Genomic DNA, 14,778 nt, shown 5'->3' on the forward strand with positions numbered 1-14,778 from the left:
TATGCGTTTCTTTTGGACTTTAGTATGGTCTTTATTACTTGTAAACATGATTTCTTATGTTATTGCAAGTATGCAAGGTGATACATATAATTATGTAATTGCAAGTGGTGTAGCTGTAGTGTTTACACTAGTTATTTCATTAATCGGTGCGGTTCTTCCGAACGAACCAGTTGAAAAACATTAATATTTTTTTACAAGAAAGAACTTGACTGATGTAGACAAGTTCTTTTTTATTTGGCTTTACAAGAACTGCATTTGATTCCCGCGCAAGCCATCACTTTTCGGAGTGGCTGGAGCCTACTCGTCTTCGCCTGTGGGATTTACTCCCGCAGGACAAGCAAGGCTACGGGAGCGATGCATCGCACGAAGGAAATTCGATAGCATTTTCGAGGAGCCTCCGACTTGCGCGGAAATCAACTGCTAAACTAGTATAAAAAAAAATCAATATAATCCTTAACACAGTCTGTCTTTTATTACTTTGATACTAAATACAATTTTCCTTCTTTAAAATCAATTACAATTTCTTCCTCTTCTTTTATCGTTCCTTTGATTATTTCTTTTGCAAGTAATGTTTCAATATGTTTTTGGACAAATCTTCTTAGGGGTCTAGCTCCATATTGTGGTTCATAACCTACTTCTGCTAAATAATCTTTTGCTTCATCTGTTAGCGTAACTGTCATTCTTCTATCTTGTAGGCGCTTTTGCAATTCATTGATTAATTTATCTAATATAGAACGAATTTCATTTTTATCCAATGGAGCGAACAGGATAGTTTCGTCGATACGATTTAAGAACTCAGGACGGAAGTGTGATCTTAATTGTTTCATGACAAGTTCTTTTACTTCCGCTGAAATTTCACTTTTGTTTTCTTCATTTTGATTATTAAGCATAAATTGTGAGCCAATATTAGATGTCATAATAATTACTGTGTTTTTTACATCAATTGTTCTACCTTGTGAATCCGTAATTCTTCCATCATCTAGCATTTGTAATAATATATTAAATACTTCTGAATGTGCTTTTTCTATTTCATCTAACAACACGACTGAATATGGTTTCCTTCTTATCGCCTCTGTTAATTGCCCACCTTCTTCATATCCTACATACCCAGGAGGTGCACCAATCAAACGGGATACCGCATGTTTTTCCATATACTCTGACATATCAATTCGAATAATTTGTTCTTCACTATCAAAAAGCGATTGTGCTAGTGCTTTAGCTAATTCTGTCTTCCCTACTCCAGTTGGCCCAAGGAAAATAAAGGAGCCAATAGGTCGATTCGGGTCTTTAATACCTGCTCTTGCCCTTATAACAGCGTCAGAAACAAGTTGAACTGCTTCGTCTTGACCAACTACTCTTTTTTGTAAAATAGTCTCAAGATTAAGTAGCTTTTCTCGTTCCCCTTCCACTAATTTTGTAACTGGGATACCTGTCCATTTGGCAACAATACTAGCTATTTCTTCTTCTGTTACTTCTTCTCTTAGTAATTTACTTCCTTCTTTTTCTTTAGATGCTTGTTCTAGGTTTTTAATTTCATTTTCCAGTATTGGTATTTTTCCATGGCGAATTTCTGCTGCTTTATTTAGATCATACTTACTTTCTGCTTCTTCTAACTCACGCTTAAGTTTTTCTAGTTGTTCACGTTTGTGTCTAATTCCTTGAATAGAGCTTTTTTCAACTTCCCATTGCGCACGCATAGTTGCTGCTTTTTCATTTAATTTTTCTAATTCTTTTCTAATTTGTAGTCGCCTTTCTTCACTATCTTTATCTTTTTCTTTACTTAATGCCGCTTCTTCTATTTCTAGTTGCATGATTCTTCTAGTCACTTCGTCTAATTCGGTAGGCATAGAATCAATTTCTGTGCGAATCATTGCACAAGCTTCGTCAATTATATCAATTGCTTTATCAGGAAGAAAACGTTCTGAAATATATCGGTCAGATAAAGTAGCTGCCGTTACGATTGCTCTGTCTTGTATATTTACTCCATGGTGTATTTCAAATCTTTCCTTTAACCCTCTTAAGATAGAAATAGTATCTTCTACTGTAGGTTCTTGAACCATTACTTGTTGAAACCTTCTCTCTAATGCTGGATCTTTTTCAATGTATTGTCGATGTTCATTTAAGGTTGTTGCCCCTATGCAATGTAGTTCACCACGAGCGAGCATTGGTTTTAACATATTTCCTGCATCCATCGCTCCTTCTGTTTTACCAGCTCCAACGATTGTATGTAGTTCATCAATAAAAAGAATGATTTGTCCATCACTTTTCTTTACTTCATTTAAGACAGCCTTTAATCTTTCTTCAAACTCACCTCTGAATTTTGCTCCTGCTACTAATGAACTCAAATCAAGGGAAAAGATAGTTTTATTTTGCAAGCCTTCTGGTACATCTTTTCTTACGATTCTTTGAGCTAGTCCTTCTACTATAGCTGTTTTACCAACACCTGGCTCTCCAATTAGGACAGGGTTATTTTTCGTTTTTCGTGATAAAATTCGAATCACTCTTCTAATTTCCTGATCACGTCCAATTACAGGATCCACTTTTCCTGACTTTACATCTTCAATTAAATCTCTACCATATTTTTTTAACACTTCAAATGTTTCTTCAGCATGCTGACTATCCACTTTCTGGTTCCCCCTTATCTTCCTAATAGCTTCTTCGATTTTTTCTAACGAAATAGGTGTTTGCCAATTACGATTATTGTTTATTTGTTTTACAAATTGAAAAACTACATGTTCCGTTGAAATAAAATCATCCTGCCAGCTTTTTCTTAGTTCATCTGCTTTTTGAAAAAAGTGAACTAATGAATGTGACGCATAGATTTGGCTATTTCTTTCTCCTTGGAAAGTGGCTTTTTGGTTTAATTTTTCTTGTAGTTCAGACAGAAGAGAATGTATTGTAATATTCGCCACTTCAAAAATTCTCTTAGCAATCCCTTCTTGTTGGTTTAGTAATGTAAAAATAACATGCTCTATATCTAATTCTGTATGTTTTTTCTCCACAGCTATCGTTTGTGCTTGTTGTAATGTTTGCTGTAAGTGTGAAGTAAGAATATTTATATCCATAATTAACAGCCTCCTATTATAGTTTGACCATTATTGACCTTTTTACACTATTATACAGAAGAAAAAACCATCCTTACAAGAAGGATGGTTTGATTTGCATGAAAAGTTTCTTTCTTGCAACTTATTATTTCATTAAGGCCTGCGTTTTCTTGCCCAGACACGGTTATGGTTAGATGTTTCTGGGAAAGAGTCTCCAGCTTTTAAATTTACTCTTTTAGGATTTTTGACCATACTTCCTGTTTCACCGATTTCTAAGTAAGTACCGTTATTCGGTGCTTTTTGGCCAGGTCGAAATTGTTGGTTTTGTCCCATTCATTTTCCCTCCTAATATAGAGCACTCCATTTTACATGTTTCGGTGCACATGTAATATGGAATTCATATTTATTTTACCCAACGCTCTAAAATATATTGAAGGGAAAATCTCTTTAGAAATATGGAAGTAATGAAATAGCAGTAATTGCTGCTAATGGTAAGACGAGAGGACGAAATCTTCTTCTTGGATAAAAATAACCTGGATAGCCACCGTAGCCTGAATATCCGTAGCCAGGGTAACCAAATGGTATTCTCATCATTTGATTATGCATATCCCCTTGCGGCATTTGTTCGCTCATTTGGTCTGTTTCATCCATTGGTACTGCAAAGGTAGCATTATCTTCGGCTACATCTACAATAATTCCATCAAATTGATTTCCATCTTGTGTTTGCACCATTACGTAATCCTTTAAGTGGTTCGCACAAAGTTCATACATATGGTTAGTATTTTGGTGATTACGGTTGTAAAAATCTTGGTGATTTTGGTAATACATTCATACCCCTCCCTTTCTTTCGTATCTTATTCATGGAAATGGGAATGGGTGAATGTCTTAAATGTTGTTTATTTTTTCTTTTAGCTGTTTCCAAGACCGCTGTTGATTTCCGTGCAAGGCTTCGGTTTCCGCGGGCGGGCCGGGATCCTCCTCGTCGCATTCGCGCATGCGGGGTCTCCCGCTCCCCGCTTCTCCCGCAGGAGTCTCCTCCTTGCACGAAAATCAACAGCTAATAAGTAGTTAAATATCAACATTAATCCTTAACAAAGCTTTACTTTTAAGAAATAGTTAATACTTCATGTTTAGTGGCTAGTTCAACGAATAGATCCATGCCTTTTATTTTTCCGACTGTTAGTTTGTCGGCAACTTCATAATGTTCTACACATGTACGACATGCATAAACGTGTACGCCACTGTTTTCTAATTCTCCTAAATGAACAGATGTTAGTGATTGTTCTGTAGCTGTGAGTACACCAGTGTTCATTAGGAATATTGCATGTGGTAAACTTTCACGTTGTTTTAATAAAGTGAAAAATGTCTCTAATACAGATTCCCCAAGTGCTTCTTCACCTTTTCCTAACTGATTAGAGCTTACTAATATAATTTTATTTTCCATTAAAACCAATTCCCTTCTGCTTAATAATCCGCAACATTTAAAGCAATTTTCGCTAACCTAGACATTTTATCTCTGCTCCATGGTGGATTAAATGTAATATTCACATCTACACCCTTGACACCATCAATGTTAATTAACGCTTTTTTAACATGTTCCACAATTGTGCCTGCAAGAGGGCAACCAATAGACGTTAATGTCATTGTTACTACTACTATCCCTTCTTCTATTTCTACTCCGTAAACGAGTCCTAAGTTGACAATATCAACGCGTAATTCCGGATCTTCCACTTCTTCTAGTGCTTCCATAATTTTTACTTTTAAGTCTTCTTGTCCCATGTTCATCTTCCCTTCATAAGTATTCATTAAACCAACTAACTGTTTTGTACATGCCATGTTTAGATACTTTGTGTTCTGCTTTTTCGTCAATAACTAATTCGAAATGAGAGCTAGAGTCCTTTAGCGCTTCATAAAACTCTTCTATATAGTTTGATGGAACTTCCTTATCACATTTTCCATGCCAACAAAATAATGGACGGTTTTGTAATTTATCTGGTTGTTTACTTAAATCATATGGAACAATTTGTTCTAATGCTGTTCTAATTTCTTCTTCAGAGAAAGTATTTTCAGGTAGCGCACTTAATTTCATTTGGGCAAATGATTTATAATCAGGACAACCCATTAGGCTAACTGCTGTTTTGATCCATTCAAATTGCGTTAGTGCACCAAGGGTAATAAATCCACCCATGGAAGTACCAACGACTCCAATTCTGTCTTCGTCTATTTTTCCCTGATGTAGAAAATGTTTTCGTAAAAAATCTAATTCATGAATAGTTTGTATCACTATTTTCCAAAAAACAGGACCTAATTCCGCTTCATTTTTCCTATTCGTTCTTTCTCCGTGATAAGTACAATCTGGTAAAAAGATTCGAAAACCTTTTTCCGCTAATAAATAGGCATAAGATAAGTTCATTTCTTTCATACTTGTAATGCCATGAATAAAAAAGATTGTCGGCGCTTTTTGTTCTGCAATCGACTCGTTATAAACTTCTAACAAGGGAATTTCACCGACAAACTGCTTGTTTACAATTATCATTATCTTTCTCCCCCAAACAATTTCTATATCTTTCCATAGAACAAGTGTAACATGTAGACAATTATTTTGAAAAAAGGTTACACTTAAAATAAGACATTATTTTTTTGTATAAAGGAGTACATATGGAAAAACATTTAATTGCTATAGATTTAGACGGAACATTACTTACAGACGATAAAAAAATCTCTAGAAGAAACAAACAAGCGTTACGAAAAGCGATGGAACAAGGACACGAAGTTGTAATTGCAACAGGACGACCTTATCGAGCAAGTATTATGTATTATGAAGAAATTGGCTTAACTACACCAATTGTTAATTTTAATGGTGCGTTTGTTCATTTCCCTGGAAACGATGATTGGGGAGTATTCCATGAACCTCTTGATTTAGAAACGGTTAAAGAAATTGTAAAGATTAGTGAAAAATATCAAATTCATAACATTTTAGCAGAAGTAATGGATGATGTTTATTTTCATTTTCATGATGAAAAGTTGTTAGATATATTCAGTTTTGGGAATCCAAAAATGGAAACAGGGGATTTAAGAAGTATTTTAAAGAAAGATCCTACATGTATATTAATTCATGCAAGTGAAGATGAAGTAGATAAAATACGTCACTATTTATCTGAAGTGCATGCGGAGGTAATCGATCATAGAAGATGGGCTGCTCCATGGCACATTATTGAAATTGTACGTACAGGACTAAGTAAAGCAGTAGGTCTTGAAAGAATTGCAAAACACTACAACATTCCGCAACAAAATATTATCGCTTTTGGTGACGAAGATAATGATTTTGAAATGATTGAGTATGCTGGCACTGGTGTAGCGATGGGCAATGCAATTGAAGAATTAAAAGAAAAAGCAAACGAAGTAACACTAACTAATGAAGAAGACGGCATAGCAGTATTTTTAGAAAACTATTTAAAGCAATAAGGTCCAAAAGCAACTTTATATTACAGGTGCTTTTTTGTCCTTATAAAAGGTAACAATTCCCCTTCATATATTATGCAGATTGTCCCACACTATAAATGGGCGAAGATATCGTCCTGAATCGTTCAATTTGCTATTCTGATTCTTAAAAGGGGGAATTGCAATGGGTAGAAGCAACAAATCAAAACGTTTTGTACAACATGGGAAAAATGCGGTTCAACTTCATGACCAACAGTTCCCATATCATATGACACTTGAACAGTCGGAACAACGTAAAGCAAAGCAAGCAGAGCAAAACTCTTTAGGAGGAATATAATATGGGCAATCGTTTATTCCAATCCGCAAAAGAGGCTGTTATGAACGTTATTCAACATAAAAGTGAACACCAATCGTCATATGAACAACAGGATGTAGAAGTTGCCAAAAATGCACTATCCTCCGCTTATGCAAACTCAACAGAAGCTGAACAACGCCAGCTTCGTGAGTTTCAAGATCAGTTAGAGCAATCGATGCATAATAATAAAGAGTAAAAAGAAGGGGTGTCTAGAAAGTATTTCTAGGCACCCTTTATTCGTTCCTAAAAAAAGTGCCGGTGGTGTGACCGCTTTCCGCGGGGGAGGCGGTGAGCCTCCTCGAGCCCAAGGGCTCTGTGGGGTCTCACCAGCCTGCCCTCTACCGCAGGACAAGGAAGGCTACGGGAGCGATGCATCGCACGAAGGAAATGCGGATGCATTTTCGAGGAGTCGGCCACACACCGGCACTTTCATTTATGTTTAGACTTTTTATTTCTTTTGTTACACCACTTCTTTAACTAAAACCTTTCTAGCGTCACATAATATTCATTTACAATGGAGCCGTCTTTTGCACTTCTTTCAAAAAGCACTAGAGTTACTGTACCATGCTCAGGAAGTTTATCTTGATCGATGTTTATTTCTAGCTCAAATTCCGACCAACTTGGAGCCCCTTCCTTTAATGTAAAGAAAGTTTCTTCTACTAAATAATTTTGACCATCTTCTACAAAATAAGAAGCTGTAGCTTCAAATACTCTACCTTCACCACGAACGATGTATCGGCCGTTTTCGCCTTCTACCGTTACATTGCGATAGGCTTTATTTTCTGCTGGTACAACAAAATTAGTTGTCATACTAAATAATTGATCGTTAACTTCCATATTACTTATTTGATAAGGAACAAAAAACGCTCGTGCCTCATATTCACCTTCTGGCAACCTTTCGCCATCTATTGTATAATTCCAACTTTCTTCCCATTCTAGTCTTTCTCTAGAAGGTAATGTTAGTTGTTCTAATGCCTCCGTAAACATACGGTCATTTGTGTATCTGTAAACTTCATTACCGCCTTTTGTAACGACAATTTCATATTTTTGTCCTGTAGAAAAGTACAATTCAGCTTCTGCTTCATTTTTGTTTGTTAGTCCTAAAACAAATTGAACTTCATTAGAACCTGCTAATGCTATAAAATCCATCTCTATTTTATTTAAATCAATTACTTCAGCTGGTACTTCCGCTACTGGAGTTTCTTCATCTGGTTTTGGAACGTTGTTGTTATTATTATTTGTTACCTGTTGAACGCAACCTACAGAAAGAATTAATATTAAGCAAGCTAATAATTTTTTCACTTTATCACCTACCCCTTTTCATTAGTATATTCCACAATACACAACATGCTCTAATCTCTTCGGAAAAATCCAAAAATCCCAGTTGTTTGAACAATATTTGTAAAGGCATTTTCATCTACATCTTTAATGATACGTTCTAAGTCATAAAGTTCGTATCTCGTTACTACGATCATTAACATTTCTTTTTCTTCTCCAGAGTATGCACCTTTTGCAGGGACAGATGTAATACCGCGGACCATTTTTTCGTGAATGGCATCTTTAAGATCCTGACCTTTTTTGGTAATAATCATAGCTGTTAGTTTTTCGTGACGCGTATGTATGGCATCGATAACCCTTGTTGAAGCATATAAAGCTACAAGGGTGTATAAAGCTTTTTCCCAACCAAATATTAAACCTGCTGTTAAAATAATGACTGAATTTAGTGCGAAGAAGTATATTCCTACTGGCTTGTCCTTCATTCGTGAAAGTATCATCGCAATAATATCAAGTCCACCAGTGGATGCTCCCCACTTCAATGTTAATCCTACTCCAACCGCAGCTATTACTCCTCCAAATACAGCATTTAATAATATATCATCATTAAATTTATAAATAGGAACAATTTCTAAAAATAGTGACATTAAAAATACACTTAAAAAACTGTACACAGTAAAAGATCTTCCGACTTTTTTCCAAGCTAAAATAGTTACAGGAATATTAAGTACGAGTAATGTTAAACCAGTTGATACGGTAAAAGGTAAATAGTCTTCTGAGATTCGAAACGCCAACTGAGCAACTCCTGTAAAGCCACTTGCATATACATCAGCAGGAATTAGGAAGAAATTCATTGCAATAGCATTAAGGAATGCACCAATGATTACGATAATAACTTTTTTTGTTTGCTGAACAACCATATTGTGTAACCCCCAATTTTCCAAACATTGTTAGTTTATGTTTTTCCCTTTATTTTAATCATCCTAACATTTTTTTCTTGCATCTAATATGTATTAACCATTACATTAAAGAAAAGGTTTCATTTTTACGTATTAAAAGGTAGAGTAAAGATAAAGTATGAAAACACATGAATGTAAGTATAATAAAGAGGTGATTAGATGACAATAAGAATTTTAGCAGATAGTGCTTGTGACTTACCTAAAAGTTATTTAGAAGAAAATGATGTGGAGTTAATTCCATTAAAAGTATTGTTCAAAAATGATGAGTATGATGATATGGTGACCATTGACTCCAAACAAATTTTTGATGCAATGAAAGAAGGAGAAGTAGTAAAAACTTCCCAAGCATCTCCGGAACACTTTAAACGTGTTTTCACAGAAATTGCCCATAATAATGAAACAGCTATTTACGTTGCTTTTTCTTCAGAGCTATCAGGTACATATCAAACAGCCATGTTAATGCGTAATGATGTTTTAGAGGAATTCCCCAACTTAGATCTTACAATTATCGACTCCAAGTCAGCTTCTCTTGGCTTAGGATTAATTGTAAAAAAAGCTATTGAAAGTGCTAAATCTGGAGCAACAAAAGAACAACTTTTAGAGGAAATTCAACATACTTGTACACATATGGAACATATTTTCACTGTGGACAATTTGGATTATTTAGCTAGAGGTGGTCGAGTTAGTCGTGCTTCTGCATTTGTAGGTGGTCTGTTAAACATTAAACCTTTACTACATATGGAAGAAGGAAAACTTATCCCAATTGAAAAAATACGAGGTCGCAAAAAGGTTTTACGCCGAATGGTTGAATTAATGAAGGAACGGGGTACTTCTTTAGACACACAAGTTATCGCTATTAGTCACGGTGATGATGAAGAAACCGCACATGCACTAAAAGAATTGATTCAACAAGAAACTGGCAATCATAATATTTATATTTATTCTATCGGATCTGCAATAGGCGCTCATTCTGGCCCTGGAACAATAGCTCTTTTCTTCTTAAATGAAGTGAAATAAACTTTTCTGTATTGGACATGCTATTCTTATACTTACCCATTTTGGAAAGGAGAATAGTGCATGCCTCATACAAGTGATAACGATAAAAAAGCAAAAGACAATAACGCGAAACGCCATGAGAAAAACATGGAGCGCGAAAAAAACCGTCAAAAAGGTGAAAGACAATATTCCAAAAAGACAGATCACCTATAATGGATGGAAAAAGGAGCAGGCATTAGCCTACTCCTTTTTTTCGTACGTCCACCCTTCACTCTGTGTAATCTTTCCATCTTTCATTAGCTTCCCGAGAGCACGTTTGAAGGCTGCTTTACTCATATTAAATCGCTCTGTAATATCTTCTGGTGCACTTTTATCACTGTATGGCATCGCGCCGTTTCTCGATTGTAAATAAGTCATAATCATTTCTGAATCATCTGTCATTGCTTCTTGTTTTCTAGGAAGTAAAGATACGTTAACCGTCCCATCTTCCTTCACGTCAATAACTCTTCCTTCTACTACGGAACCTAATCGTGGCTCTTCTTTGCGTTCTGAGTTGTGGATAAAACCAACATATCCTTCGTTTGTTACGATGTAACTACCTACTTTAAGTAAACGATACACCGCTCCTTGAATGTTATTGTTCAAAAGGGTACTTGGAGCTTTTACGGAACGGTCTAACATTACGTCATGTGTAGCTAATTTTCCAATTAACATCCCACGGCGGTCTGTTTTCAAACGACATAGTAAATGGTCCCCTACTTGTGGCCAAATGGATTCAAATACAGGAAGATCATCGGCAGGAATTAATGCGTCTTTAGAAATACCGATGTTAATAAAAACCCCTAAGTCCGGCACTACATCTACTACTTCCATCCATTCATGCTCATCTAAGCCCTTTGGAATTGCCATGCTTGCTGATAATCTACCTTTTTGATCTGTATACAAAAACACATCTACAGTATCATCCATGCTTATTTCCCCTTCTACTTCATTACGGTGAAGAAAAACAGCATCTTCTAAATAGCCATCAGATAACATATACCCTAACGGCGTTTCACGATCTACAGATAAGTTTACTACTGTTCCAACTTGTAACATGTTTACATCATCCTTTTTATTCATTCACTCTATCGTACCATAAGTTTTGATTTAAAATATATCAAGTTTTACTTTAGTTGTCCAAACTGCTTTATTTTACTATAATTTAATGTGTACATAAATAAAAATTAATATTACGTTAGTTTTTAATAGGAGGAATTTAAATGGCTAAGGAATGTTCATTTGATATCGTTTCTGAAGTTGATTTACCTGAAGTTACAAACGCAATAAGCATCGCTTTAAAAGAAGTTAAAAACCGCTACGACTTTAAAGGTTCCAAAAGTGACATTAAGTTGGAAAAAGAAGAATTAGTATTAGTCTCTGATGATGATTATAAAATGGAGCAATTAAAAGATGTTTTAATTAGCAAATTAATTAAACGTGGCGTAGCGATTAAAAACATTCAGTATGGAAAGTTAGAAAATGCTTCAGGCGGAACAGTTCGCCAACGTGCAAATCTCGTTCAAGGTATTGATAAAGAAAACGCAAAAAAGGTCAATACAATTATTAAGAACTCTGGCTTGAAAGTTAAGACACAAATTCAAGATGACCAAATTCGTGTTACTGGCAAAAACAGAGATGACTTACAATCTGTCATCGCTGCTCTACGTGAAGCAAGTCTAGATATCGAGTTACAGTTTACGAATTATCGATAATAATTCACTAGCTTGAAGGTATTAAATACCGTCAAGCTTGTTTCATTTAGAAAACTAATTTTTCAACTTCTATAATGATTTCTTCTTCTTCGTTTAAATTGTACTTTTTACACAAATTTTTATGAACGACCTTGAACTCTTTAAATATAGCTTTGGCCACATTTAAAATATCTCTTTCATTTCGATCTGGATTATCCCAACTAGCTAGAAGTGCTAATTGTTCTTCTGTAAGCGGACTTCTTTCTCCCTCTACTTTTGACCAATCACCAAAATTATTTGCAGGAATTTCTATCTCCGTATACCAACCGGTAACTACGGAAAATCGTAGACTTTCTAGCATGGAAAAAGCATAATTATACTCTTTTCTCCTAACTCTTCTATACGTCTCATGAAGATAAGCAAACACCTTTCCTCTCCACACATCAAGTTCCTCTTGTGAATATGGAAAACGTAAAGACTTAGAGTCTTTTAGTACATTTTTTAATAGGCCACTCGGATCATGTATTACATTCATTTCCTTTAAATAGAGAGAGGCATGTAAATCTTTTTCCTTATAATAAAAGGTATCTACTTTTATGAAATTATTATAATGTGAAATACTGTACGATGCCCATGAAAAATCTTCATAAAAAAGTACATCTCCCCATTTTTTTGCACGCTCTTTTTTGTTCAATTTGTAGTGTTCAAATTTATGTTCCTTAACAATTATTCGTAGATCAATATCCGAATAATTATCCTCATTTCCTTTTGCAATGGAGCCTCCATAAAATGCTGCTATGATATTTGGATCGTTTTTTACATCCGTTTCAATTGCATCCATTAATTTCTTTCTTTCGGTTGGTAGTTTTTTATCTCTTTCATTAAATTTAGTTAATAATCCCACACATGGTCATCCTCTCCTATCTTATTTTTCTGTTCTAAATGAATTGTCCCATTAAGTATTCATCGGCATATGAGCCATCTTCAAATTTAATATGTTTCTCTTTTATGCCTTCTTTTTTGAAGCCAAATTTTTCGTAGACGTGAATGGCTCTTTCATTTTCTGCAAAAACTTCTAAATAGACTTTTTCGATTTTCTCATCTTGTTTGGCCCATTCTAGTAATCTAGTTATCATTTTTGATCCAATACCTTGATTGCAATATTTCTCTTGAATACTAATTCCAAATGAGCATAAATGTTCTACTCTCACCTTTGTCCCTCTGTTTGCGTTTAACAAACCAACAATTTCACCATCTTTTTCAGCAACAATGGTAAAGTTATTTTTCTCTATATTACTCTTTATCCAGATTTCTTCATCTACTGTAGTCATGTGGAATTCTTTTGGTGATATCAGCAAGTTTTTCCCCTCTGATAAAACAATTTTCATATGATGCAATAGTCTTGGAGCATCTTCTACTTTTATTGTTCTAATATCTATTTTACTCATAGTCTCCACCTTCTTAAAAGTTTAACGAGTATTCAAACGGGTAAGAGTTTATTAATAATTAGAATAAATTATACTCTTTTTTCCAATAATATGATAGAAATTTGGAGGTGCTAGTGTAATGAGTAATCAATCTGAAAATAAAAAAACGTTACCGCCACAACATCAAAATAGGCAACCAGGAATTGAATCTGAAATGACACCGAAGCCAGTGTCGGATGATAGTAGTTATAAAGGAAGCGGTAAACTTGATGGAAAAGTAGCTATCATTACAGGTGGAGATAGTGGAATTGGACGATCTGTTTCTATTTTGTATGCAAAAGAAGGTGCAGATGTTGTCATTGTTTATTTGGACGAGCATAGTGATGCTGAGGAAACAAAGAGATTAGTAGAGGTACAAGGCGGTAAATGCCTATTGATGGCAGGTGATATAGGAGACGAATCTTTTTGTAAACAAATAATCGATGAGACGATTCAAACATTCTCTAAGCTTGATATTTTAGTTAATAATGCTGCAGAACAACATCCACAAAATAGTATTGAATATATTAGCAGTAGTCAGTTAGAGAAAACGTTCCGAACAAATGTATTTTCCTTTTTTTATTTAACAAAAGCAGCATTGCCATTCTTAGGTGCTGGTAGCTCCATTATTAATACCGCATCTGTGACAGCTTATGCTGGGAATGAAACATTACTTGATTATTCAGCAACAAAAGGTGCCATCGTTACGTTTACTCGCTCGTTAGCGTTACAGCTAGTTGGCCAAGGTATTCGAGTTAACGGTGTTGCACCGGGGCCAATTTGGACACCATTGATTCCGTCTACTTTTTCAGCAGATAAAGTAGCGGAGTTTGGTGCCAATACTCCGATGCAACGACCTGGTCAACCAGAAGAAGTTGCCCCAAGTTATGTATTCTTAGCAAGTGATGATGCATCTTATATGACTGGACAAATGATACATATCAATGGTGGGAAAGTAGTAAATGGGTAATATTTAATTATTTAGTATTAGTACCAAGGGTGGGATAAAACTACAGACGGGACAACGAAAATGATTGTGAGACACTTCTCCATCATCAATTTCGGGGTTTTTTTGTCAAAAATGATTGCGGGATACCGCCCCATCGTCATTTTTGCGTTTTTAATTGCCGAAAATGATTGTGAGACACCTCTTCATCATCATTTTCGGATTTTTCTTTGCCAAAAATGATTGCGGGATACCGCCCCATCGTCATTTTTGCGTTTTTAATTGCCGAAAATGATTGTGAGACACCTCTCCATCATCATTTTCGGATTTTTCTTTGCCAAAAATGATTGCGGGATACCTCCCCATCGTCATCGTCATTTTTGCGTTTTTAATTGCCGAAAATGATTGTGAGACACCTCTCCATCGTCATTTTTACGTTTTTAATTGCCGAAAATGATTGCGGGATACCTCTCCATCATCATTTTCGGATTTTTCTTTGCCGAAAATGATTGTGGGATACCACTCCATCGTCATTTTTGTGTTTTTAATTGCCGAAAATGATT

General features: G+C 35.3%; 19 protein-coding genes. 8 read left to right on the forward strand and 11 right to left on the reverse strand.

What is annotated here, in order from left to right; genetic code table 11:
- The first annotated feature begins 1 nt into the window (after position 1).
- Positions 2-184, forward strand: coding sequence for a YjzD family protein (locus CDZ89_RS14510; protein ID WP_096155156.1), 183 nt, complete (start codon positions 2-4; stop codon positions 182-184).
- A 289-nt stretch (positions 185-473) separates the two neighbouring features.
- Here the strand turns inward: CDZ89_RS14510 and clpB are convergent, their stop codons facing one another.
- From clpB to CDZ89_RS14545, 6 genes are all read right to left on the reverse strand, one after another.
- Positions 474-3,065, reverse strand: coding sequence for an ATP-dependent chaperone ClpB (gene clpB / locus CDZ89_RS14515; protein ID WP_100333887.1), 2,592 nt, complete (start codon positions 3,063-3,065; stop codon positions 474-476).
- Between the two features lie 132 nt (positions 3,066-3,197).
- Entirely contained in the window at positions 3,198-3,377 is a 180-nt protein-coding gene (locus CDZ89_RS14520; protein WP_096155158.1) for a YjzC family protein, read from the reverse strand.
- A gap of 114 nt (positions 3,378-3,491) precedes the next feature.
- Positions 3,492-3,872, reverse strand: coding sequence for a hypothetical protein (locus CDZ89_RS14525; protein WP_096155159.1), 381 nt, complete (start codon positions 3,870-3,872; stop codon positions 3,492-3,494).
- Between the two features lie 277 nt (positions 3,873-4,149).
- Positions 4,150-4,488, reverse strand: a complete 339-nt coding sequence (locus CDZ89_RS14535) for a transcriptional regulator (RefSeq protein ID WP_096155161.1) — start codon at positions 4,486-4,488, stop codon at positions 4,150-4,152.
- Positions 4,489-4,508: 20 nt separating this feature from the next.
- Complete coding sequence (locus CDZ89_RS14540; protein WP_227521513.1) at positions 4,509-4,850, reverse strand: metal-sulfur cluster assembly factor; 342 nt, start codon at positions 4,848-4,850, stop codon at positions 4,509-4,511.
- A complete protein-coding gene (locus CDZ89_RS14545; RefSeq protein ID WP_096155162.1) occupies positions 4,837-5,580 on the reverse strand; it encodes an alpha/beta fold hydrolase in 744 nt (247 codons plus the stop codon). Before CDZ89_RS14545 ends, CDZ89_RS14540 begins: the two co-directional genes overlap by 14 nt.
- Before the next feature lie 122 nt (positions 5,581-5,702).
- Between CDZ89_RS14545 and CDZ89_RS14550 the strand changes: the two genes are divergently transcribed.
- The 3 genes from CDZ89_RS14550 (at position 5,703) to CDZ89_RS14555 (ending at position 7,036) form a co-directional block, all read left to right on the forward strand.
- The gene (locus CDZ89_RS14550) at positions 5,703-6,509 is read left to right on the forward strand and encodes a Cof-type HAD-IIB family hydrolase (protein WP_100333888.1); all 807 of its coding nucleotides are present in this window, start codon (positions 5,703-5,705) and stop codon (positions 6,507-6,509) included.
- A gap of 160 nt (positions 6,510-6,669) precedes the next feature.
- A complete protein-coding gene (locus tag CDZ89_RS20005; RefSeq protein WP_176483750.1) occupies positions 6,670-6,822 on the forward strand; it encodes a hypothetical protein in 153 nt (50 codons plus the stop codon).
- Position 6,823: 1 nt separating this feature from the next.
- Positions 6,824-7,036, forward strand: a complete 213-nt coding sequence (locus tag CDZ89_RS14555; RefSeq protein ID WP_096155164.1) for a DUF3813 domain-containing protein — start codon at positions 6,824-6,826, stop codon at positions 7,034-7,036.
- A 281-nt stretch (positions 7,037-7,317) separates the two neighbouring features.
- On the opposite strand, the gene CDZ89_RS14560 is transcribed toward CDZ89_RS14555, so the two are convergent.
- Positions 7,318-8,142, reverse strand: coding sequence for a BsuPI-related putative proteinase inhibitor (locus tag CDZ89_RS14560; RefSeq protein ID WP_100333889.1), 825 nt, complete (start codon positions 8,140-8,142; stop codon positions 7,318-7,320).
- A 50-nt stretch (positions 8,143-8,192) separates the two neighbouring features.
- Positions 8,193-9,035, reverse strand: coding sequence for a YitT family protein (locus CDZ89_RS14565; protein WP_096155166.1), 843 nt, complete (start codon positions 9,033-9,035; stop codon positions 8,193-8,195).
- A gap of 198 nt (positions 9,036-9,233) precedes the next feature.
- On the opposite strand from CDZ89_RS14565, the gene CDZ89_RS14570 reads away from it, so the two are divergent.
- Both CDZ89_RS14570 and CDZ89_RS14575 read left to right on the forward strand, forming a co-directional pair.
- Positions 9,234-10,091, forward strand: coding sequence for a DegV family protein (locus tag CDZ89_RS14570; RefSeq protein ID WP_096155167.1), 858 nt, complete (start codon positions 9,234-9,236; stop codon positions 10,089-10,091).
- A gap of 60 nt (positions 10,092-10,151) precedes the next feature.
- Positions 10,152-10,283: a DUF3941 domain-containing protein gene (locus tag CDZ89_RS14575; protein WP_096155168.1), complete on the forward strand. Its 132-nt coding sequence runs from the start codon at positions 10,152-10,154 to the stop codon at positions 10,281-10,283.
- A 27-nt stretch (positions 10,284-10,310) separates the two neighbouring features.
- Here CDZ89_RS14575 and CDZ89_RS14580 read toward each other — a convergent pair whose 3' ends face one another.
- Positions 10,311-11,168, reverse strand: a complete 858-nt coding sequence (locus CDZ89_RS14580; RefSeq protein WP_096155169.1) for a CvfB family protein — start codon at positions 11,166-11,168, stop codon at positions 10,311-10,313.
- A gap of 164 nt (positions 11,169-11,332) precedes the next feature.
- Between CDZ89_RS14580 and CDZ89_RS14585 the strand changes: the two genes are divergently transcribed.
- Positions 11,333-11,824: a YajQ family cyclic di-GMP-binding protein gene (locus CDZ89_RS14585; RefSeq protein WP_096155170.1), complete on the forward strand. Its 492-nt coding sequence runs from the start codon at positions 11,333-11,335 to the stop codon at positions 11,822-11,824.
- Between the two features lie 46 nt (positions 11,825-11,870).
- Here CDZ89_RS14585 and CDZ89_RS14590 read toward each other — a convergent pair whose 3' ends face one another.
- The gene (locus CDZ89_RS14590; RefSeq protein ID WP_096155171.1) at positions 11,871-12,707 is read right to left on the reverse strand and encodes a nucleotidyltransferase domain-containing protein; all 837 of its coding nucleotides are present in this window, start codon (positions 12,705-12,707) and stop codon (positions 11,871-11,873) included.
- 34 nt (positions 12,708-12,741) lie between these two features.
- On the reverse strand, positions 12,742-13,251 hold the full coding sequence (locus CDZ89_RS14595) for a GNAT family N-acetyltransferase (protein WP_227521514.1): 510 nt from the start codon (positions 13,249-13,251) through the stop codon (positions 12,742-12,744).
- A gap of 118 nt (positions 13,252-13,369) precedes the next feature.
- On the opposite strand from CDZ89_RS14595, the gene CDZ89_RS14600 reads away from it, so the two are divergent.
- Entirely contained in the window at positions 13,370-14,239 is an 870-nt protein-coding gene (locus tag CDZ89_RS14600) for an SDR family oxidoreductase (RefSeq protein WP_100333890.1), read from the forward strand.
- The last annotated feature ends 539 nt before the right edge of the window (positions 14,240-14,778 follow it).

This window comes from Bacillus alkalisoli (assembly GCF_002797415.1).
GTDB lineage: Bacteria > Bacillota > Bacilli > Bacillales > Bacillaceae_I > Bacillus_CD > Bacillus_CD alkalisoli.

What these genes read in the sequence shown, in the direction of transcription:
- CDZ89_RS14510 (WP_096155156.1), top strand. Translation starts at nt 2, where the DNA reads ATGCGTTTCTTTTGGACTTTAGTATGGTCTTTATTACTTGTAAACATG.
- clpB (WP_100333887.1), bottom strand. Translation starts at nt 3,065, where the DNA reads ATGGATATAAATATTCTTACTTCACACTTACAGCAAACATTACAACAA.
- CDZ89_RS14520 (WP_096155158.1), bottom strand. Translation starts at nt 3,377, where the DNA reads ATGGGACAAAACCAACAATTTCGACCTGGCCAAAAAGCACCGAATAAC.
- CDZ89_RS14525 (WP_096155159.1), bottom strand. Translation starts at nt 3,872, where the DNA reads ATGTATTACCAAAATCACCAAGATTTTTACAACCGTAATCACCAAAAT.
- CDZ89_RS14535 (WP_096155161.1), bottom strand. Translation starts at nt 4,488, where the DNA reads ATGGAAAATAAAATTATATTAGTAAGCTCTAATCAGTTAGGAAAAGGT.
- CDZ89_RS14540 (WP_227521513.1), bottom strand. Translation starts at nt 4,850, where the DNA reads ATGAATACTTATGAAGGGAAGATGAACATGGGACAAGAAGACTTAAAA.
- CDZ89_RS14545 (WP_096155162.1), bottom strand. Translation starts at nt 5,580, where the DNA reads ATGATAATTGTAAACAAGCAGTTTGTCGGTGAAATTCCCTTGTTAGAA.
- CDZ89_RS14550 (WP_100333888.1), top strand. Translation starts at nt 5,703, where the DNA reads ATGGAAAAACATTTAATTGCTATAGATTTAGACGGAACATTACTTACA.
- CDZ89_RS20005 (WP_176483750.1), top strand. Translation starts at nt 6,670, where the DNA reads ATGGGTAGAAGCAACAAATCAAAACGTTTTGTACAACATGGGAAAAAT.
- CDZ89_RS14555 (WP_096155164.1), top strand. Translation starts at nt 6,824, where the DNA reads ATGGGCAATCGTTTATTCCAATCCGCAAAAGAGGCTGTTATGAACGTT.
- CDZ89_RS14565 (WP_096155166.1), bottom strand. Translation starts at nt 9,035, where the DNA reads ATGGTTGTTCAGCAAACAAAAAAAGTTATTATCGTAATCATTGGTGCA.
- CDZ89_RS14570 (WP_096155167.1), top strand. Translation starts at nt 9,234, where the DNA reads ATGACAATAAGAATTTTAGCAGATAGTGCTTGTGACTTACCTAAAAGT.
- CDZ89_RS14575 (WP_096155168.1), top strand. Translation starts at nt 10,152, where the DNA reads ATGCCTCATACAAGTGATAACGATAAAAAAGCAAAAGACAATAACGCG.
- CDZ89_RS14580 (WP_096155169.1), bottom strand. Translation starts at nt 11,168, where the DNA reads ATGTTACAAGTTGGAACAGTAGTAAACTTATCTGTAGATCGTGAAACG.
- CDZ89_RS14585 (WP_096155170.1), top strand. Translation starts at nt 11,333, where the DNA reads ATGGCTAAGGAATGTTCATTTGATATCGTTTCTGAAGTTGATTTACCT.
- CDZ89_RS14595 (WP_227521514.1), bottom strand. Translation starts at nt 13,251, where the DNA reads ATGAGTAAAATAGATATTAGAACAATAAAAGTAGAAGATGCTCCAAGA.
- CDZ89_RS14600 (WP_100333890.1), top strand. Translation starts at nt 13,370, where the DNA reads ATGAGTAATCAATCTGAAAATAAAAAAACGTTACCGCCACAACATCAA.